This window comes from Metalysinibacillus jejuensis (genome assembly GCF_003057615.1).
Lineage (GTDB): Bacteria > Bacillota > Bacilli > Bacillales_A > Planococcaceae > Metalysinibacillus > Metalysinibacillus jejuensis.
The window spans coordinates 1-19,766 of the sequence record NZ_QAFW01000027.1 but is presented as its reverse complement, the minus strand read 5'-3'; the positions used below and the strand labels follow the sequence as shown (position 1 = coordinate 19,766).

At 38.1% G+C, this 19,766-nt stretch carries 17 protein-coding genes and 2 riboswitches; of the genes, 5 read left to right on the top strand and 12 right to left on the bottom strand.

The window, feature by feature from the left end; all coding sequences use genetic code 11:
* Positions 1–26: 26 nt before the first annotated feature.
* Positions 27–341, top strand: a complete 315-nt coding sequence (locus DDE80_RS09290) for a hypothetical protein (protein WP_108307386.1) — start codon at positions 27–29, stop codon at positions 339–341.
* A gap of 56 nt (positions 342–397) precedes the next feature.
* Here DDE80_RS09290 and DDE80_RS09285 read toward each other — a convergent pair whose 3' ends face one another.
* The 5 genes from DDE80_RS09285 to DDE80_RS09265 all read right to left on the bottom strand — a co-directional run bounded on the left by DDE80_RS09285 (position 398) and on the right by DDE80_RS09265 (position 6,242).
* Positions 398–1,789 (bottom strand): L-cystine transporter, encoded by a 1,392-nt coding sequence (locus DDE80_RS09285; RefSeq protein WP_108307385.1) that lies wholly within the window; start codon positions 1,787–1,789, stop codon positions 398–400.
* A 113-nt stretch (positions 1,790–1,902) separates the two neighbouring features.
* Positions 1,903–3,195 (bottom strand): nucleobase:cation symporter-2 family protein, encoded by a 1,293-nt coding sequence (locus DDE80_RS09280; protein ID WP_108307384.1) that lies wholly within the window; start codon positions 3,193–3,195, stop codon positions 1,903–1,905.
* On the bottom strand, positions 3,195–3,779 hold the full coding sequence (locus tag DDE80_RS09275) for a xanthine phosphoribosyltransferase (protein ID WP_108307383.1): 585 nt from the start codon (positions 3,777–3,779) through the stop codon (positions 3,195–3,197). Before DDE80_RS09275 ends, DDE80_RS09280 begins: the two co-directional genes overlap by 1 nt.
* Positions 3,780–3,898: 119 nt before the next feature.
* Positions 3,899–4,000: riboswitch (purine riboswitch) on the bottom strand.
* 133 nt (positions 4,001–4,133) lie between these two features.
* A complete protein-coding gene (locus DDE80_RS09270) occupies positions 4,134–4,688 on the bottom strand; it encodes a PepSY domain-containing protein (RefSeq protein ID WP_108307382.1) in 555 nt (184 codons plus the stop codon).
* Positions 4,689–4,781: 93 nt separating this feature from the next.
* On the bottom strand, positions 4,782–6,242 hold the full coding sequence (locus DDE80_RS09265; RefSeq protein WP_108307381.1) for an amino acid permease: 1,461 nt from the start codon (positions 6,240–6,242) through the stop codon (positions 4,782–4,784).
* 66 nt (positions 6,243–6,308) lie between these two features.
* Positions 6,309–6,484, bottom strand: a riboswitch (Lysine riboswitch).
* A gap of 164 nt (positions 6,485–6,648) precedes the next feature.
* Here DDE80_RS09265 and DDE80_RS09260 point away from each other — a divergent pair.
* The gene (locus DDE80_RS09260; RefSeq protein WP_108307380.1) at positions 6,649–7,848 is read left to right on the top strand and encodes a CynX/NimT family MFS transporter; all 1,200 of its coding nucleotides are present in this window, start codon (positions 6,649–6,651) and stop codon (positions 7,846–7,848) included.
* Positions 7,849–7,983: 135 nt separating this feature from the next.
* A complete protein-coding gene (locus DDE80_RS09255) occupies positions 7,984–8,172 on the top strand; it encodes a hypothetical protein (protein ID WP_108307379.1) in 189 nt (62 codons plus the stop codon).
* Positions 8,173–8,247: 75 nt separating this feature from the next.
* Here the strand turns inward: DDE80_RS09255 and DDE80_RS09250 are convergent, their stop codons facing one another.
* Both DDE80_RS09250 and DDE80_RS09245 read right to left on the bottom strand, forming a co-directional pair.
* Positions 8,248–9,294, bottom strand: a complete 1,047-nt coding sequence (locus DDE80_RS09250; protein WP_108307378.1) for a nitric oxide synthase oxygenase — start codon at positions 9,292–9,294, stop codon at positions 8,248–8,250.
* A gap of 102 nt (positions 9,295–9,396) precedes the next feature.
* Positions 9,397–11,244, bottom strand: a complete 1,848-nt coding sequence (locus DDE80_RS09245) for an SLC13 family permease (protein ID WP_108307377.1) — start codon at positions 11,242–11,244, stop codon at positions 9,397–9,399.
* A gap of 226 nt (positions 11,245–11,470) precedes the next feature.
* Here DDE80_RS09245 and DDE80_RS09240 point away from each other — a divergent pair, with 226 nt between their 5' ends.
* Both DDE80_RS09240 and DDE80_RS09235 read left to right on the top strand, forming a co-directional pair.
* The gene (locus DDE80_RS09240) at positions 11,471–12,961 is read left to right on the top strand and encodes a catalase (protein ID WP_108307376.1); all 1,491 of its coding nucleotides are present in this window, start codon (positions 11,471–11,473) and stop codon (positions 12,959–12,961) included.
* A gap of 54 nt (positions 12,962–13,015) precedes the next feature.
* Positions 13,016–13,351 (top strand): hypothetical protein, encoded by a 336-nt coding sequence (locus tag DDE80_RS09235; protein ID WP_108307375.1) that lies wholly within the window; start codon positions 13,016–13,018, stop codon positions 13,349–13,351.
* Here DDE80_RS09235 and DDE80_RS09230 read toward each other — a convergent pair.
* The 5 genes from DDE80_RS09230 to DDE80_RS09210 all read right to left on the bottom strand — a co-directional run bounded on the left by DDE80_RS09230 (position 13,326) and on the right by DDE80_RS09210 (position 19,266).
* Entirely contained in the window at positions 13,326–13,985 is a 660-nt protein-coding gene (locus DDE80_RS09230) for a YfjL-like protein (RefSeq protein ID WP_108307374.1), read from the bottom strand. The genes DDE80_RS09235 and DDE80_RS09230 overlap by 26 nt on opposite strands.
* Before the next feature lie 67 nt (positions 13,986–14,052).
* The gene (locus tag DDE80_RS09225; protein ID WP_108307373.1) at positions 14,053–15,630 is read right to left on the bottom strand and encodes a Na/Pi cotransporter family protein; all 1,578 of its coding nucleotides are present in this window, start codon (positions 15,628–15,630) and stop codon (positions 14,053–14,055) included.
* A gap of 162 nt (positions 15,631–15,792) precedes the next feature.
* Complete coding sequence (locus DDE80_RS09220) at positions 15,793–16,095, bottom strand: hypothetical protein (protein WP_108307372.1); 303 nt, start codon at positions 16,093–16,095, stop codon at positions 15,793–15,795.
* Positions 16,096–16,178: 83 nt separating this feature from the next.
* Positions 16,179–17,789 (bottom strand): Na/Pi cotransporter family protein, encoded by a 1,611-nt coding sequence (locus DDE80_RS09215; protein ID WP_201261519.1) that lies wholly within the window; start codon positions 17,787–17,789, stop codon positions 16,179–16,181.
* Positions 17,790–18,486: 697 nt separating this feature from the next.
* Positions 18,487–19,266: an HAD-IIB family hydrolase gene (locus DDE80_RS09210; RefSeq protein WP_108307370.1), complete on the bottom strand. Its 780-nt coding sequence runs from the start codon at positions 19,264–19,266 to the stop codon at positions 18,487–18,489.
* Between the last annotated feature and the right edge of the window lie 500 nt (positions 19,267–19,766).

Genomic DNA, 19,766 nt, shown 5'->3' with positions numbered 1-19,766 from the left:
GTAACTAACTGCAAAGGGTGATACTCATGACAAAGCCAAGCCTCATCACAGAAACGCAGCCTGTATTTATTACACATGACACATATAAACGAGAATGTCGCTATATGCGACGCATCGAATTAAGCGAGCAAGATATGCACGCTATCCTTGAAAGCATGGACGAAGACACACGCGTCTATTTCAGCTTTCACAACGTAGAGCGCTCTATTACAGCAGGTACACTGCTCAATGGCTATGACGGCTTTGCTCGCGCTATTTACTGTTACATCAAACAGCAATATGATACTGCATTACACGATTTAATTAATGGACAAGATTTTTATGTGAAAGTTATAAATTAAACTTTGCAACAACAAAAAGGTGAAGCGTTTAAAAAATGCTTCACCTTTTATTTTTATTAATGTGTAACTTCTTCTAACTGTTGATGTGTATCATTGAAAACTTCAGTATCTAACTCACCTAAGGCACGAGCTGCTGTAACACCTGCAGTCATCGAACCATTAACATTAAGTGCTGTACGTCCCATATCAATTAAAGGCTCTACTGAAATTAATACACCCGCAAGTGCTACCGGTAAATCTAACGCTGACAGTACAATAATTGCCGCGAAAGTTGCACCGCCACCTACACCCGCCACACCAAATGAGCTAATCGCTACTACAACGATTACTGTAGCAATAAATGTTGGATCTAATGGATTAATACCGACTGTTGGCGCAATCATAATGGCAAGCATGGCAGGATAAACACCTGCACAGCCATTTTGGCCGATAGATAAACCAAATGACGCCGCAAAGTTAGCTACACCATCTGACACACCCATTTTTTGTGTTTGAGTTTGAATGTTTAAAGGCAATGCGCCTGCACTTGAACGAGAAGTAAAGGCAAACAATAAAACTTCAGAAGCTTTTTTCAAGTATGTTAATGGGCTTAACCCTGTTAACGCAATAATAATTAAATGCACAATGAACATAATACCTAGTGCCACATAAGACGCGATAACAAACTTACCTAAGTTATAAATCGCACCAAAATCGGACATTGCCACTGTGCGAGCCATTAATGCTAAAATACCATACGGCGTTAAACGTAGTACGATTTTTACAACTTCCATAATTAACGCATAAATGGCGTCCACGCCTTTTTTAACAGTAGCTGCAACCTCTGGCTGTTTGCGATTTATTTTTAAATACGCAAAGCCTAAAAATGCGGCAAAAATAACGACTGCAATCGTTGATGTCGAACGTGCGCCCGTTAAATCAAAAAATGGATTAGCAGGAAATAAATCTAGGATTTGATCCGGCAACGTCTTACCTGCCATTTCTTCAGAACGTGCTGTAATTGCTTCGCCACGCGCAACCTCTGCCTCACCTTGTAAAATTTGTGATGCATCTAAGTCAAACACTACGGCTGAACCAATACCAACTGCAGCAGCTAACGCTGTTGTACCAATCAGTACAGCTAAAATAATTGCCGCCATCTTACCTAAGTTCTTACCAATCGTTAATTTAGTAAAAGCGATTAAAATCGAAATAAATACGAGTGGCATTGCAATCATTTGAAGTAGCTTTACATAGCCTGTACCTAAAATGTTGTACCAAGGCATCGTTTGATTTAGCACTTCACTTTCTGTACCATAAATTAAATGCAACACTAACCCTAGCGCGATACCTAAACCTAACGCAATAAATACACGATTCGAAAATTTAATATGTTTCTGCTTTAAAAAATATAAAACGCCAACAAATACAAGTAAAACAGCAATATTGGCGACTACTTGAATAATCACTTTCAATTCCTCCCTAGTTGCTTGGTTATGTATTAGCATTGTAACGCTTCAAAACCAACAAATCAAGTAGGAAATAACAAAAAGCTACTAGAAAATTTTCTAGTAGCTTTCTTTTATGAGTGCATTGGGTCATCCTTTGGCTTTGGCCCAACCATATTAAATAAAATATTTAGGACAATCGCTGTTACAGACCCCGCAACAATACCATTCGACACTAAAATCGATATTCCTGCAGGTAAGTTAGCAAATAACTCTGGCACAACTGACACACCAACACCCATACCAATTGCAATGGCTGCAATCATTGCATTCTCTGCTGATTTTTCAATCGAAGGCGCAAGCATTGTAATGCCTTGCGTAATAACCATACCGAACATCGCAAGCATCGCAGCTCCTAATACTGCTGTAGGAATAATTGTAGTAATCGCGGCTAATTTAGGTGAAAAGCCTAGCAATATGAGTAAAACACCTGTAATAACGATAACTTTACGATCTTTAACACCTGACATTTTAGTTAAACCGACATTTTGTGAAAACGTTGTATAAGGAAAAGCATTAAATAGACCACCGATAATCGATGCTAAGCCCTCTGAACGATAGCCACGAGCTAATTCTTTTTGTGATAAGTTTTTATCACAAATACTACCTAATGCAAAGTAAACACCTGTTGACTCTACTAATGACACCATTGCTACTAAGGTCATTGTTAAAATAGCAGCAGCATCAAATGTTGGTATACCAAAGTAAAACGGTTGCACGATATGTACAACGTCTGCTTCTGTAACTGGTGTAAAGTCAACTGCATTCATCATAATAGCTAACAATGTGCCTGCAACCATCCCAATTAAAATAGCAATTGCTCGTAAAAAACCCGTAGAGAAACGATAAACGAGTAAAATAATAACTAATGTTGCGAAGGCAAGTGTTAAGTTTTGCGTAGAAGCAAAATCATCCGCTCCTAATCCGCCTGCCATGTTATTCATAGAAACAGGTAGTAAAGAGACACCAATAATTGTAACGACTGAACCTGTTACGACAGGTGGGAAAAACTTAACAAGACGGCTAAAGAATCCAGCAATCACTATAATAATCGCACCTGACGCGATGATGGCACCATAGACAGCTGTAATGCCTTGTTCGGGGTTATTGGCAATTGAAATAATTGGCGTTACGGCTGTAAATGTACAACCTAACACGACAGGAAGCCCAATCCCAATATAGCGACCAGAAAATACTTGTAGTAAGGTAGCTACCCCACACATTAAAATATCGATAGCTACTAAATACGTTAGTTGTTTAGAGTTAAAACCGATCGCATTACCTATAATAAGTGGCACTAGGATAGCACCGGCATACATCGCAAGTAAATGCTGTATACCAAGAGCTGTCGCCTTCGCTTTGTTCATTACTTCGTTTCCTCCTCGACAAATGTTACTTTGCCTTCTTCTAATGACTCAACGATAGCTAATGATTCAATACGTACACCTTGCTCGCGTAACTTTTTGCCCCCGTCTTGGAAGCCTTTTTCAATAACGATGCCGACACCTACTACATGTGCGCCAGCTTGAGCTGCAATATCAAGTAAACCTTTGACAGCTTCACCGTTAGCTAAAAAGTCATCAATAATAATAATATTGTCATCTGCGTTTAAGAAGTCACGTGACACTGCAATATCACTAGTTACATTTTTTGTAAACGAATGGACTTGTGATGTATATAAATTATCTGATAAAGTTAACGATTTACGTTTACGTGCAAAGACAACAGGTGCGCCGATTTCTAAGCCAAGCATTGTTGATGGTGCGATACCTGAAGACTCAATTGTTAACACTTTTGTGATGACTTCATCCGAAAAGCGTGTGGCAAATTCGTGTCCAATTTCCTTCATTAATAATGGATCGATTTGGTGATTTAAAAATGTATCTACTTTTAAAACTGTAGACGATAACGCCTGACCTTCTTTAATAATTTTATCTTTTAATAATTGCATAGTATGACTTCCCTTCTTTATTTGTATACGAAAAAACTCGTTAAACATCGCTCACTACTGTGGGAGCAACGTTTAACGAGTTATACAACTGCCGAAAAATAAAAAAACGACATGTATAATGCCTAAACGAAACAACCCATAGTCAGCTCATTTAAGGTGAGCCGGTAGAAACTTGCGAGCCATATTCTCGCGATTATATGAGTATTTTTGAATAGAACTATTATAAGCATGTCGTTTATCGTTTGCAAGACGTATTAAAATAGTGTAATGATTTTAAACATTCGGAAATTAGTTGAATTTCAAATAAAATCCTTTTTAACGTTCGGTTTTTCCACTATAACAAAAACAACTTCGTTAGTCACGTGTATCCTCTTTATATTTTACAATATCGCCTGTATTAGCATCAATATCCACATCATATTCCATTGTAGCCGTTTTAATTTCAATTTCGTATTTTTCATCACTGCGGTCTAATTCAAATTTCGAAATCTCGCCTTCACCAACTTTTTTCATAGCGATATCTTTCGCTTGTTCTTCTGTTACTTTAAACTCTTTGGTAGCATCGCCCGTTGCAACATCACCATTATTTGTTTGGTCCCGGCGTTCCTCCTCTTTTTTTAATAAATCGCCTGTCGTTGCATCGTATGTTAATTCGTATTTTACTTCAGCTGTCGTTACTTCAACTTCATAAACACGAATACCTTTTTTATCATCTTGTTCAACACTTGTTACTTCGCCACCTTCAATTTCATTTAAAGCTTTTGCTTTAATATCATCAATTGAAAGAATATCTTTTTGAGTAGCCACAGGTTGATCATCTGTTGTAGTTGCTACCTCACTGTCATTTGAGCAACCATATACTAACATCGCACTTAAGCCGAGTGCTGCGGCTAACGCTGTTTTTTTCATGTTAATCTCCCCTTTTAGTAGATACTTTACCTTTATAAGAACGCCCTAAAACCTAAAAAAGATGCATGCTAAAAAATATAGCACGCACCCATTTTATTTTTCTACCGTTAAATCACAATGTTCTAACGGCACAAGTTTCGTTTTATGTTTTACTTTATAACCAATATAAAAAGCTAAAAATAATGGAATACCGATATACGTAATTAATAAACCTGACCAATCAATTTGACCGCCCACAAAGGCTTGATAGTTTTGACCGATAATTACTACTGAACATAGGAAGAATGCAAACAGTGGACCAAAGGGATAAAGTGGTGCCACATATGGTAGGTCATTAATATTATTACCTTGCCTAATATACGCTTTACGGAAACGATAATGACTAATCGCAATACCGAGCCATGCAATAAAGCCTGATAAGCCCGAGGCATTAAGCAACCAAATATAAATAACTCCATCACCGAATATCGACGCTAAAAATGCTAGTGAACCAACAGCCAACGTTGCAAGTAACGAATAAATCGGGATACCTCGACGTGTTAGTTTCATAAAGAACTTAGGCGCTTTACCATCCACAGCTAATTGCCACAACATGCGAGACGATGCATATAACCCTGAGTTACCTGCTGATAATAATGCGGTTAAAATAATCGCATTCATGACAGAAGCCGCAAACGCAATGCCCATGCGTTCAAACACTAAAGTAAATGGTGATACTGTTACATCCTCTGATAATAAGCGTGGGTCGTCATACGGAATGAGTAAGCCAATCGCTAAAATCGCAAGCATATAAAACAGTACAATTCGCCAAAATACAGAGCGTACGGCTTTCGGTATATTTTTCCCTGGGTCTTCAGTTTCGCCAGCGGTTACTCCAAGAAGCTCTGTACCTTGGAATGAAAAGCCTGCCGCTAGGAAAATACCAAAGAACGTTAAAAAGCTACCATGGAACGGACCATCACCATGAAAGAAGTTAGTAAAACCAACAGGTGCATTGCCTCCGATAATACCAAAAATCATAGCAAAACTTAAAATAATAAAGATAATTACTGTAGCTACTTTAATCATTGAGAACCAATACTCACTCTCGCCATAGCTGCGTACAGATAACACATTAAATCCTAAAATGATACAAATAAACAGCAATGACCAAATAGCTGAGGAACTGTCTGGGAACCAATACTTCATAATAAGTGTGACTGCAGCAATCTCAGCAGCAATGGTAATTGCCCAGTTATACCAGTAATTCCAGCCTAGCGCAAAGCCTAGTGCGGGATCTACGAACTTTGTCGCATACGTACTAAATGAGCCTGAGGAAGGCATATAGGCTGCCATTTCTCCTAAGCTTGTCATCAAGAAAAATACCATCGTGCCTATTAATGCATAAGCTAACAAAGCCCCACCTGGACCCGCTTGAGCAATTGCACCGCCACTCGCTAAAAATAACCCTGTCCCTATCGTACCGCCTAACGAAATCATCGTAACATGCCGGCTTTTAAGTGATTTTTGAAGTTTAGGTTTTTTACCTATTTCAATTATTTCATTACTCATCATTATTGCTTCCTCTCTTGTAAATAAAAAGAGCATCCTCACATATCGTGAAGATGCTTCCTGAAAACCTCAACTGATAGCTCAACACGCTTGTGGCGTGACAGTTCTGTCTCTTTCGATGACAACCCCAGCATTAATTACGGCAAGCTAATTAACGCTTCGGCAGTGTACCCTTTCGTCGTGTTTCATCGATGCTTGCCATCTCCACACGCTTACTCTTGCATACCGCGACCTCTACCTCATAATTTATGAGGTATTATATGAAATTTTGATAACGTAAACGAGTTTAACATAGGAAAAAATGCAATGCAAACGCTACCAAATTATCTGTATTTTTTAATTTTTCTGTTTTATATGTAGGTTTTACGCTAAACTGTGGTAATAATACGAAATTTACGGAGGGACTGCAATGGATGAACAGCTTAGTATTTCCCGGAAAATAAATTGGCGTGGTAAAACGCTTATTTTAATTATTGGTATTATATTAATGGCCATGACACTGCGCTTACCTTTAACAGTTGTAGGCCCCATCATTGAATTTATTAGAGAAGGGCTTGGTATTTCAAATGTACTGGCGGGCTTTTTAACAACAATCCCATTACTTGCGTTTGCCTTAGTATCTCCCTTCGTGCCACGTATTTCACGTACAATTGGCATTGAACTATCTTTATTTATTTCAATGCTTCTATTAGCTACTGGTATCGCACTACGTTCTGCTGGCATCACATCATTATTGCTAGTAGGTACAATTATTATTGGTGTAGCGATTTCCTTTGGTAATGTTTTGTTGCCTAGCTTTTTTAAATTAAAATTCCCCTTTCACGTTGGCTTAATGATGGGGATTTACTCTGTTGCGATGAATGTATCAGGAGGCTTTGGTGCAGGGCTTAGTCACCCTATCGCCAACACTACTAACTGGCAATTTGCACTCGCCTTTCCTATTGTAATTGTTTTGATTGCTAGCTTAGTTTGGTCACCACAGCTGCGCAATAATGATCGCATGCAAGCTACGGCTACTACTGCACCTAAATTAAAGCTATGGCGCTCACCACTCGCATGGGCTGTAACGCTCGCAATGGGCTTACAATCTTTTATTTTTTATACAACAGGCGCATGGCTACCTGCCATCTTTGTATCGCAAGGTATGGCAGCAGATAAGGCTGGCTGGATGGTGGCTATCATGCTTTTAGCACAACTACCACTCACGTTTATTATGCCGGTGCTTGCTGATAAACTAAAAAATCAACGCCCTATCGTCGTAATTTTAACTTTGCTTTATACTGTTGGTTTTGTTGGCATTGCACTCGGTTTAACCGAATACACCGTACTATGGATGATTTGTATAGGATCTGCCGGTGGCTCCTCTTTTAGTTTAGCGATGATGCTCTTTACATTGCGTACTAAAACGGCTTATGCTGCAGCTGACCTTTCTGGGTTTGCACAGTCTATTGGTTATTTGCTCGCTGCAAGTGGCCCTATCGTTTTCGGTGCGCTCTACGATTATACAGGTAGCTGGCAATTACCGATTTATGTTTTTTTAATCGTTGTTGCTATTTTATTTGTGAGCGGCTGGTACGCTGCTGGCAATAAATATATAGAAGAACAATAGGAATTGTATGCTACAATATGCCAACTATCTCCTATTTCATGATTATCTACTGCTTACTTATGGCATTCGCCGTTTCAAATTTAGTCGTTAGGGGCATACTATAAGTACAGTAATCTTTCATAGGAGGGCTTTATAATGGAACAAAATGCAACGAATACAACAAATGTTTTAATTTTAAATTTACTTGTCCAAATTTTAGAAGAGCGCGGTATTATGACGGAGAAAGAATTAAAAGAACGCTTAACTAACCAAGTAAAACTTGATAAAACAATGGAACCTGCACTACGTGACGCAGTCCTAGAACAAATTAAAAAACATCATTAATAACGATAATTTTCTGTCGTAGTAAAAAGAGATGATTTGGGAAGTTTTTGTCTTCCTAAATCATCTCTTTTCATATTAATAGGGCTTTTTTTGATAAAAGTAGTTAGGTGTAAAATAATGATTTTTATAAGGTTTATGATAGATATGTGTCGTAGCGCCAGCCATTGGTGGTACGAGCCATGCCCAGTTTCCCGTGACAGCTCTATCATCTTTTTCTTCCGCTTGTTCAAACAGTTTAAATTGTTGCGCTGCGTTATGGTGGTCTACAATACTTACACCGTGGGTTTTAAAAGAATGCAAGACAGCTACGTTTAACTCAACTAATGCGCGGTCCTGCCATAACGTCGTTTGTGTTGAAGTGTCTAGTCCAAAAAGTTTGGCTACTGCCGGTAGTTGGTTATAACGGTCCACATCCGCAAAATTACGTGCACCGATTTCAGTACCCATATACCAGCCGTTAAATGGAGCTGCAGGATATTCTACCCCTGCACCATCTAGCTTCATATTAGAAATCATCGGTACGGCATACCAACGTAAACCTAAATTAGCAAACTGTTCATTTGTTGGATGAGTCATCGGCACTTCTAACACACATGCGGGCGGTACATCATATAAGCGCGGCAATGTACCGTTAACTTGTATAACGAGTGGCAAGACATCGAAGCGTCCATATTTTGGTTGCCAACCTAAATCAATACACGTTTTAGTAAATGCTACAGAGGCCGGATCTCCGATAATACCATCGGCTGTGTCATAACCTGCATAACGTACGAGTTGCTCATTCCAAATGCGTACACGTTCAGGATGGAATACCGTAATCGTGGGACGTATTTTCCCCCCATTGGTCGCAAAATTAATATGGTGAACGAGACGCTCAAAAATCGTATCATGCGTCAATGTTTTACGTTCATCAAAGACATGAAGTGATTGCCAAAACAATCGACCGATGCATTTATTACTATTGCGCCAAGCGACACGGGCCGCATGTGTAAGTTCATCTGTCGTTTGCCAATAGTCACCTTTTGCTTTAATTTCCGCTAACCGTGCATCTGCATAACCTTTAGATTGCTTTGTTTCTTGTTCATATATCGTTAAAAATGAATGTATCTCATCATAATTCATAGTTGATCGTTCCCTTCTCTTCTATCATAGTGAAAAATAACGAAGAGCGGCAACTTTTTTTGTTAGCCAAAACATACATATTATATACATGACTTAATTTAGTCAAAATGGAAAAATAATTGGCACCGCGATCATCATAACGATAAACATAATAATATGAAGAGGCATACCAATCTTCACAAAATCAAAAAATGTATAGCCACCTGCAGTCATCACTAATGCATTGGTTGGAGACGCTATCGGTGTGGCGAATGACATGCTAGCCGCTATTGCCACAGCTACCATAAATGGTGTGGGGCTTACTTGCATCGCTAATGCTGCACTGAGTGCGATAGGCGCAAATAATACAGCCGTTGCCGTATTACTAATAAATTGACCGAATGTTACGGTTAATAAATAAATACCGATTAATACACCGTAAGCACCGTAATTCCCTAACACTTGAATAATACCTTCCGATAGTACGACCATTCCTCCGGTTTTTTCAAGAGCTGTAGCCATCGGTAACATCGCTGCCACAAGTACAATACTTTCAAAGTTCATATTGCCATAAGCATCATCCATATTGCGCAAACATCCCGTCACTAACATTAATACAGCACTAATTAACACCGAAATTACAGGTGTAAACACTTCAAATACCATGAGTAATACCATCAGTAACATAATAGCTCCGGCAAGCGGTGCTTTTCCTGTAGCGGCCGCTACTGAAGCATGTTCCTTAGGTTGCCCAATAACAACGACGTGTTGGGTTTCGCGCGCTAGTAACTCAATTTCATCCCAAGCGCCTTGCACTAAAATCGCATCACCAAAACGTAAACGGTGTTCGGCCATATTTTGTAGTTTATAGCCACCGCGGCGATTAATACCGATAATATTTAAGTTATATTTTTCACGAAAGCCAATTTTACTAATCGTTTGATTAATAAACTGCGAATGTGGGGTTAGCAACACTTCTGCTACGCCTAATTGTTTCGTAATAAGCTCACTTACTTCATTGTCACTAAACGCAACATGCGTTAATGAAAAATCTTTAGCGAAACGCGTAATATTTTGCGCATCACCTTGGACATATAAAATATCGTCCGCTTGAATAATGCTTTCAGGTCCTGCCATCTCTTGATACGTCATCGGTAATAAATTGAGTCCTTCTGCTGACTTACGATGGATTTTCATTAAGCACACATAATAAGTGGCAGGTAATTTTAAATCTGCGAGCCGCTGCCCGATAATTGAGGAATTTGCCGGCACTGTTAACGTATAAAGCTGTCGATCTAGCTGATAATCAGAAACTAGTTTTTTAGGCGATAAAATATAGCCGCCATTTGTCTCTGTTCTTTTACGCTCCGTTGGCAAAAGATGATTACGCACGAGTACGAGGTAAATAATTCCCACAATCATGCCGATAATACCTATAGGTGTTAATTCAAAAAAGCTCATTTTTTCAAAGCCATTATCTACGAGTACTTGGCTTACAATTAAATTAGGTGGCGAAGCAATTAACGTCATTAAACCTGATAGACTCGCAACAAATGATAAAGGAATTAAAAATTTAGCAGGGCTCTCTTGTATGCTAATGGCAATACTTACTACAATGGGCATCATTAATGCAACTGTGCCCGTATTGCTCATAAAAGCACCTACACACCCTACAATTACAAGTAGTAAAATAAATAAACGTCGTTCACTATCGCCCGACCATTTCATTAAAAGTTGCCCTGCAGTAGCAGCTAAGCCTGTGCGTAAAATGCCAGCACCTACTACAAATAAACCGGCAATCATTATTACTACAGAATTTGAAAAGCCCGCCAAAGCTTCTTGCGGTGTTAGTATGCCAACGACTACAAATGCCAACAAAGCCATTACTGCTACTAAATCTGGGCGGACGCGATTGGTCATAAATAATAAAATAGTAACGCCTAATATTAGAAAAGTTAGCGTTAACTGCATAGATTTTAACTCCTTTCTCGTTACAGATTACTTCTTTCATTGTACCTAGTTTTTAAAAAAAGACACGTGACGTTTAAAACTTTCGCTATCTTTAACGTAAGTGATAATCTTTCACAATTGAGAAGTATTTTATTGGACATTTATTAATAAATAATATATATTGTTTATTAATAATAATTCTAATTTGATTTTTATTATAAATACATTTCTAGGAGGAACTTAAATTATGACAAACTCTCAAGATAAAAGCCGACGCTTCACCACAGCAGGCGGTGCACCAGTAGTAAGTAACCACGACTCTATGTCTGCAGGCCCACGCGGTCCATTATTATTACAAGACGTATGGTTAGTCGAAAAATTAGCTAACTTCAACCGTGAAGTAATCCCTGAGCGACGCATGCACGCAAAAGGTGGCGGTGCGCACGGTACATTTACTGTGACACATGATATTACACAATACACGAAAGCTAAAATTTTCTCTGAAGTGGGTAAACAAACACCAATGTTCGCTCGTTTCTCAACAGTAGCTGGTGAACGCGGTGCAGCTGATGCTGAACGTGATATTCGCGGCTTCGCACTTAAATTTTATACTGAAGAAGGTAACTGGGATTTAGTTGGTAACAACACACCTGTATTCTTCTTCCGTGACCCATTACACTTTACAGATTTAAACCATGTGGTAAAACGTGACCCACGTACAAATATGCATAACCCTAATTCAAACTGGGATTTCTGGACTTCTTTACCTGAAGCTATGCACCAATTAACAATTTTAATGTCTGACCGCGGTATTCCATCAGGCTTCCGTAATATGCACGGTTTTGGTTCTCATACGTACTCAATGATTAATGCACAAAACGAACGCGTATGGGTAAAATTCCACTTCCGTACAGAGCAAGGTATTAAAAACTTAACAAATGCTGAAGCTGAAGCTGTTGTAGGTAAAGACCGTGAGTCTTCTCAACGCGACCTTTATACTGCAATCGAAAACGGCGACTTCCCTAAATGGAAAGTGTACATTCAAGTAATGACTGAACAACAAGCGCGTGAACTTCCTTACAACCCATTCGACTTAACAAAAGTTTGGTACAAAGGTGACTTCCCACTAATCCCTGTTGGTGAGTTTGAGTTAAACCGCAACCCTGACAACTACTTTGCTGAAGTTGAGCAAGCTGCATTTGCACCATCAAACATCGTACCTGGTATTAGCTTCTCACCAGATAAAATGTTACAAGGTCGTATTTTTGCTTATGCTGATGCACAACGTTACCGCTTAGGCGTTAACCACTACCAATTACCAGTCAACGCACCAAAATGTCCATTCCGTACATTCCACCGCGACGGTGCAATGCGCTTTGATGGCAACCTCGGTAGCACATTGAACTATGAACCTAACAGCTACAGCGAGTGGGAACATAACTTAGATTATAAAGAGCCAGAATTACCACTTGAAGGTGGCGCTGGTATCCATGATTTCCGTGAGGACGACAATAACTACTTCGAACAACCAGGTAAATTATTCCGCTTAATGAATGCTGAAGAACAACAACGTCTCTTTGATAACACAGCGGCAGATATGGCCCCTGTTGAGGAGTTCATTAAACGTCGTCACATCTTACACTGCTACTTAGCTGATCCAGCGTACGGTGAAGGTGTTGCGAAAGCAATGGGCTTAACGCTTGATGGCATGGACTTAACAAACCCATATACAAAGTAATATACTAGGATGAGGCAGCTAAGGCTGTCTCATTTTTTTTGAGGAGTGATTGTCTTGCTACAGCATTATTTTTCGGTGCAATCACGCTTTTGGTATATACATCTTGCCTTTATCGGCCTGTATATTATGACGAGTTCGGTTTGGCTCGGGCTATTTGCTATGGTGCTTGGCTACGGTTTTTCGGACTGGGGTATATGGTCAAATTTCACTTTTATTTTTGGCACAGGCTTCTTTTTATCCCTTTATCATCTCGTTATTAATTTTATTGGTGTTAGAACGCTACCAAAAGGAAAGCGCCTGCTAACCTTTATCGGTTACCAGGCACTGAGTTGGTTTTGGTTTAGTTTATTGTTTATGATATTAACTACGATTCGAACGTTTTTACTTTAATCGTCTGATCATTAGGAGAGAAGCCGGTAGTGTACATAACATCGCCGTTCTCTCCTTTTGCTGTTAACGTAATGTATTCATATACTATGCGTTTACTGTTTAAAATTTGTTTTGTTTGCTCAGCCTTTGTTTCAAACTGTTGCGCTGTCATTGGCGTTTCCGCTGTAATAAAAGCAACTAAAGGATGGTTAGCTTGAAAGGCTGGTGACCACGTAACATCTTCAGCATAATCTCCTTTCGTCACTTCAATATAAACTTCCACTTTTGCATCGTAGGCTAACCAACTTGTAATCTGTTCAGAAGCTTGTTGTCCTAATTGTTTCATAAGCGGCTGATCAAGCCTTGTTTCGTAAATACTATCGCGCTTAATTTTATTACCCCAAAACCCATTAATAATAAGGGGATATTGTTCACCTTCCACTGTTACAAGAAATTCATAACCGCCCTTTTTCACATCGTAGGCTCTAGCATCAAGTGTAAAAGGCATCGTCGGGTAAGTAGCCTCTAAATAGTGTGTAGCTGTTGTAGTTGCCAGTACTTTTGAGAAGGGATTCCCAAACAATGCATTATAAACGCCTAATGCTAGCGTTAACAAGCCACTTAGCCATAGTATTTTCCATTTTTTATTTGTCATACAATCCCCCTAACTCGTTTTATTATACAAAAAAAGCTACCTTGCCACTAGCAAGATAGCTATTCCTTTAGCGCTTCGCTTTGTTTAGTTGCGTGTATTTATTCATGCGTGCTGTAGCGCGCCAGTAATGATAAATCAAACGGTCAATCCATAGTACGGCTTCTACTTTCGAGACAGCTACTTCAATTTCTGTCTCATTGGCCACTGTGCGTTCGAAGTATTCTTCACGGCGCTTTTTACGCTCCGCCGCCATTTCACTTGAAGCCTCTTGTAAAATTGACTCAATAATTTTCATTTCCTCTTCATCCTGTAACTTCACTTTCATATCTACAAAGACATCAATCCACTTTGCCGTTAATTTTTCCTGTACATAAGGGGATTCTAGCATATCTTTTTCGCGTAATACACGCGTTAAACGACTTAGATGATCAATCGTATGCAAAAGCTCAATATGCTTTTGGCGGTCTTTACTCGCATGTGATTGTACACTGTCTAAAAATTGACGTGTCTTATCGATTGCTTCATCTACCGCATCTAAACGTTTTTCATATTTCTCTGTAACCTTTTTTGTCGCTAACATTTGTAATAAGGCATCTGTTAATTCTTTGGTGATTTCTACCAATGTTTTAAATGTGACATCTATAGCAACAGCTGGGACACTCGTAATATTAGGATTTAAATAACGTGTTAATGCATTTTCTTTTTCTGGTACGAGACGCTCCACTAAGCGCGCAAATGGCTTAACAAATGGAATAAATAAAATAGCACCAACTACGCTAAATAACGTATGGAAAATCGCTAGACCAATCGTCTCGTCAAAATTACCGCTCACTGCAGTAGTAATAACTTTAGTTAAGCTAATCATTAACGGTGCCGCAATTGTAACAATAATGGCAGTAATCACATTGAACAATACATGTGTCATCGCTGTACGCTTAGCTGCTACTGAAGCTCCGATTGCTACTACTAAAGCTGTCGCTGTCGTACCAATATTTTGTCCAATAACTAAATATACCGCTTGTTCAAAGTCAATCGCCCCTGCAAAAAGTGCAGTTAATGTTGCTGCCATCGAGGCACTCGATGCTTGCATGATAACCGTCATAATTAAACCAATAATAATTAATAATACTTTACCGCCAATTGTAGCAGCTGTTACAGAATCAAACGAGATGCTATCTTGTGCGGTTTCCATACCTTTTTGTAAAACATCGATTCCAAAAAATAATAAACCAAAGCCTGTAACGATACCACCGTACGTTTTAAAATCACGGGGTGCAATAAATTGCGTAAAAACCCCCACTCCAATAAGTGGTAGTGACATCGCTGACAAACTAATTTTAAAACCGATTAACGAAATAATCCAACCTGTACTCGTACTACCAATGTTTGCCCCAATAATTACACCAATAGACTGTGCAAACGTCAATAAACCTGCGCTAACAAAACCAATAGTCAATAAAGTCGTCGCCGTGGATGATTGCATTAAAATTGTCATCACTGTACCTGACATGACCGAACTAAGTGTTCCACCTGTAAAGCGATTTAACCACTTCTTTAAGGCGTCGCCTGCTAGCTCCTTTAGACCGTTCGTTAGCATCATCATTCCTAACAGAAACAGCCCTATGCCTCCTATAACATTTACCAAAGAATTTCCTCCTAAAATTATGTATACCTTCCTTTAAATCTTACCATTTTGTAAAGATTGCGTAAATGCACGGTAAATAAGACCTGCAAAAAAACACCTAATGTTCCACAATCGGAACCACTAGGTGTTTAACGTACATAGCGCGACGCAATTCGCCCGCTCTTACTTTAGTTGCTGTAACATTGCATTAACTTTTTCTTTTTCTGTATGCCAACAGCTGCGAGCTGCTGTATATAATGCTTGCTCCTCAGTATCAGCAGCTTGTATCGAGCTATCTCTTGCATATAAAGAATGGTCAAAATCTAAATAGTTAACGATAGGCTCTGGTAACTTATACTCGGCAAAACGAGCTGTCTGTTTATTTTCAGGTTGTGCACGTACAACTTCATCTTGATACGCTTCAAACTGTAATAAATCTTTTAATGTTGCTTGTTCAATATACGTGTGAAAAATACTTTTATCCATAGCACTTACTCCCCTTCAAGATTATAGTGTCATTTTAGCACAATAAGAAACACCGCTACCTCTAAAGGCGACGGTGCTTATTATTAATACGTATCATCTAGGATGGCTTCTGCAATGTTTACAGCGTGATCACCGATACGTTCTAAATTACTAATAATATCGACAAACACAATACCTGCTGAACCTGAACATACACCTTGATTTAAACGGTGAATATGACGCTTACGAAGCTTGCGTTCCATCTCATCGATTTTATCTTCTTTTTCAATTACTTCATGTGCAAACTCTTCACTACGTTGATCTAATGCTTTAACTGACAGGCTAACTGTATCCACTGTTAACTCAAACATTTCTACTAATTCATCCATAGCTTCCTCACTTAGACGCACACGATTATTACCTTTAAAATTAATTAGCTCTACTAAGTTTTCAAAATGGTCACCGATACGTTCGATATCTCGAATGCTGTCTAATAACGCATGGTGCACTTGTGAATCGTTATTTGATAACGACTGCTTAGATAATGCAACTAAGTAATCTGTTGTTTTTTCATCTAAAACATTAATAGCTTCTTCAAGCTGAGTAGTAAGATTAGCATGCTTCTCATCACCCGTCTGTAAGAATTTTAACGTTTCTTGTAAGCCTTGTACGCTGAATTCACCCATGCGCACAACTTCTTGTTTCGCTTGACCTAAAGCGATTGAAGGAGATTGTGCAATTAAGGCTTCATCCAAATGTTTTGGTTTGTATTCAATTAACGTATCTTCCCCTGGAATTAGCTTAGTTACTAAGTAAGCCCAAGCACCGATAAATGGTAATTGAATTAATGTATTTGCAATGTTAAATGACCCGTGTGCAAAAGCAATTTGCATTTTTGGCTCTAGACCCAATACGCCAGAAAGCCATACAACATAGTTTGTAAATAGCCCTAAAATTAGCATAAAGACAATTGTACCAACTACGTTAAATAATACGTGAGTTGCTGCTGCACGGCGCGCTGCTACTGAAGCACCTAAAGCTGCAAGTACTGCTGTAATTGTTGTACCAATATTATCACCAAATAGCACAGGTAATGCACCTTTTAAATCGATTAAACCTTCAGCGTATAACCCTTGTAAAATACCTACTGTTGCTGAAGAAGATTGTACAATTAAAGTGAATATCGTACCAACAAGTACGCCGAGTACAGGTGAGTCACTCATACTTAATGTCATATCAATAAACGCTGGAAACTCTCGAAGCGGCTTCATACCTGAACTCATCATTTCTAAACCGATGAATAATCCACCGAAACCGAATAATATTTGTCCAATATTTTGGATGCGATTCTTTTTAAAGAAAAATAACATGACGGCACCGGCAAATAATATAGGATAAGCATACTCGCCTACATCGATACCAATAATAAATGCGGTTACTGTTGTACCAATATTAGCACCCATAATTACACCGATTGCTTGTCGTAATGTCATAAATCCAGCGCTAACGAGCCCTACTGTAATAACAGTGGTACCAGAACTCGACTGAATTAATACTGTTACAAAAATACCTACGAGCACACCCATTATTGGGTTTGTTGTAAAGCGGTCTAAAATATCACGCAAGCGATCGCCTGCTGCTTTTTGTAAACCGTCGCCCATATACTTAATCGCAAATAGAAATAGACCCAATCCTCCAACAAATTGGAATATCATTTCTTGCCAATTCAGCTCCAAAATATACACCCTTTCCATATAACTCTCACACTACATTATTCCTAAAAAGCATGGGAAAGTAAATCACTTTTCGTGCTTATCTTTAAAAATTTACATTGCGTTTACAAAGTAGTAACAATTAATTCATATAAAACTAAAGGCCCTTAATAGTAGTATGCTAAAATTAAATATTTTATTACAAAAAAACTGTACGAAAGAAGCAATAAAGCTCTTTCGTAGTAAGCCCGAATTCAAAAAAACAAGCGTACCTGACGGCACGCATGACAAATAGCCAGCTTTCTGACGATTTTTTCAGAAGCTGGCTTTTATACTGCTTTGATCTTGGCACATGATGCTTGAATTTTGGGCGACCATGGCATGTATTCTTGTAATAATACAGGTTGTTGCTGGTGAATAGGCAAGTTCGGCAGTTAGTGACGAGAGTGCGGATAACTAGGAAGGTTTCGAAAATACGGCTACAGCCACCTTCCGTGCTTCCTAATGCACTTTCTACTAATTATGATAACACCGCTATGCAGGTTATTCGATTGATTATAAAATATATATCTACGTGATAAAACCGCCTTAACGTTAGGGCGGCTTTTTTCTGCTATGTGCGGTGCATTACTGAAATTCTTGTATCTCAATCTATTTATTAAATATAGCTGTTTTAATACAAGAAGTGTCATGGTACTACTTAATTAGGATTCTCTATAAATTCGTATACTTGTAAAAATTGCTCTAACTTTTCTACGATTTGATCCTCTGTATCCTCATCTAAAGGAATAGCCTCTGAGGCATGTTTGGACAGTTCTTTATGTTCACCAATTATTACAGAATGTTTTGCATTCATAAACATGGTAATGTCGTTTGCATCATTTCCAAATGCTATATACTCGCCTTTGTTAATACCTAATCTACTTATAGCATTCCATTTGTGTACATTTTGAGGGCTTATATCTAGTACATTTTCATTTCCATGTTTGTTTGTTACTACATCAAGTTCAGCTACTTTTTCAGTCAATCCTTCCATGTTATCGGAAGTTAAAATAAGGATTTTAATAATAGATTTGTGAATATTAAAGTCAACCTTTGTTGCCAATTTTGATGGATCAAGATTTTTTAATATAGGATGATCTTGTGGCCCTGTATATGAATAATCCCATTCGCCATCTACTAAATATGTAGCATTAAATTGATCAATAATTAATTTAATTAATTGAACTTGCTCATCAGTAAAAGAATTTGTATGAATTAAATTACCGTTTCTTGACACTAGAGAACCATTACCGCCTATCATAGTATATGTATGAAATTTTTTGTCTAAAACGGGTAGCATATCCCTGATAGGTCTAGCCGAAGCGAATATCACGTTATGCCCTCTTAACTGAACTTTTTCTAAAGCATTTAGTATTTTATTTGTAACAGGCACTCCCTTAAAACATATTGTGCCATCTAAATCAAATACAAAATTCATTGCAAATTTAACTCCTTCCAAATTTAAGATAATGTTTACTATTTAACAATATTATTAAATCTAAAATATTACAAACAGTATTATAAGAAAAAAATAGTATGTAAAATTTTATTTGAATAATTACATAATTAGTTTATTAAATCCATATTTTTGCCGTTCGTTTACCTTCTTGCTTACAAAAAGGTAAATTAATGGTATATTGTTATACATCTTAAAATTATGTTAATATAAGGAGAATTTGTATGTCAACTAGTTTACTTTTAACGCAGAAAAAAACAATTTCTAGTACCATTAAAAAAACTACGGAATGTAGGTACAGCTTTTATGAAGATATGTTACATCATGATGGGATTTTTTTGGGATAACGAACTGAATGCTTGGTTGGTCTTTAAGTATGACTTGATTGAAACTTACTTAAAAGATAAAAGGTTTAAGGCAAATCGAAAAGGTGATTTTGTTAGAAACTTAAACACTTCAGAATATAACAAAGAAGTATTATC

What these genes read in the sequence shown, in the direction of transcription:
- DDE80_RS09290 (WP_108307386.1), top strand. Translation starts at nt 27, where the DNA reads ATGACAAAGCCAAGCCTCATCACAGAAACGCAGCCTGTATTTATTACA.
- DDE80_RS09280 (WP_108307384.1), bottom strand. Translation starts at nt 3,195, where the DNA reads ATGAACAAAGCGAAGGCGACAGCTCTTGGTATACAGCATTTACTTGCG.
- DDE80_RS09275 (WP_108307383.1), bottom strand. Translation starts at nt 3,779, where the DNA reads ATGCAATTATTAAAAGATAAAATTATTAAAGAAGGTCAGGCGTTATCG.
- DDE80_RS09270 (WP_108307382.1), bottom strand. Translation starts at nt 4,688, where the DNA reads ATGAAAAAAACAGCGTTAGCCGCAGCACTCGGCTTAAGTGCGATGTTA.
- DDE80_RS09265 (WP_108307381.1), bottom strand. Translation starts at nt 6,242, where the DNA reads ATGATGAGTAATGAAATAATTGAAATAGGTAAAAAACCTAAACTTCAA.
- DDE80_RS09260 (WP_108307380.1), top strand. Translation starts at nt 6,649, where the DNA reads ATGGATGAACAGCTTAGTATTTCCCGGAAAATAAATTGGCGTGGTAAA.
- DDE80_RS09255 (WP_108307379.1), top strand. Translation starts at nt 7,984, where the DNA reads ATGGAACAAAATGCAACGAATACAACAAATGTTTTAATTTTAAATTTA.
- DDE80_RS09250 (WP_108307378.1), bottom strand. Translation starts at nt 9,294, where the DNA reads ATGAATTATGATGAGATACATTCATTTTTAACGATATATGAACAAGAA.
- DDE80_RS09245 (WP_108307377.1), bottom strand. Translation starts at nt 11,244, where the DNA reads ATGCAGTTAACGCTAACTTTTCTAATATTAGGCGTTACTATTTTATTA.
- DDE80_RS09240 (WP_108307376.1), top strand. Translation starts at nt 11,471, where the DNA reads ATGACAAACTCTCAAGATAAAAGCCGACGCTTCACCACAGCAGGCGGT.
- DDE80_RS09230 (WP_108307374.1), bottom strand. Translation starts at nt 13,985, where the DNA reads ATGACAAATAAAAAATGGAAAATACTATGGCTAAGTGGCTTGTTAACG.
- DDE80_RS09220 (WP_108307372.1), bottom strand. Translation starts at nt 16,095, where the DNA reads ATGGATAAAAGTATTTTTCACACGTATATTGAACAAGCAACATTAAAA.
- DDE80_RS09215 (WP_201261519.1), bottom strand. Translation starts at nt 17,789, where the DNA reads ATGATATTCCAATTTGTTGGAGGATTGGGTCTATTTCTATTTGCGATT.
- DDE80_RS09210 (WP_108307370.1), bottom strand. Translation starts at nt 19,266, where the DNA reads ATGAATTTTGTATTTGATTTAGATGGCACAATATGTTTTAAGGGAGTG.